The 291-nt window shown below is 66.7% G+C and carries 1 protein-coding gene; it reads left to right on the top strand.

Going from position 1 to position 291, the window contains the following annotated elements; all coding sequences use genetic code 11:
- Positions 1 to 291 (top strand): beta-ketoacyl synthase N-terminal-like domain-containing protein (locus JK364_RS54840; protein WP_269146479.1); only part of this gene is annotated, 291 nt, incomplete at both ends.

Below are 291 nucleotides of genomic sequence, written 5' to 3'. Positions count from 1 at the left end.
TTACGGCATGGGCACCGATCTGGGTGGTTTCGGGATGACCTCGGTCGCGGTCAGTGTGCTGGCGGGCCGGGTGTCGTATTTCTTCGGTCTTGAAGGCCCCGCGATGACGGTGGACACTGCGTGTTCGTCGTCGCTGGTGGCGTTGCATCAGGCGGGTTCGGCGTTGCGGCAGGGTGAGTGTTCGCTGGCTCTGGTCGGCGGGGTGACGGTGATGCCCACGCCGCAGACGTTCGTGGAGTTCTCCCGCCAGCGTGGTCTGGCGGCCGATGGCCGGTGCAAGGCGTTCGCCGA

The organism is Streptomyces endocoffeicus, from assembly GCF_016741935.1.
Taxonomy (GTDB): Bacteria; Actinomycetota; Actinomycetes; order Streptomycetales; family Streptomycetaceae; genus Streptomyces; species Streptomyces endocoffeicus.
Note: the sequence above shows the minus strand (reverse complement) of the source record. Positions and strands in the feature narration are given on the sequence as shown.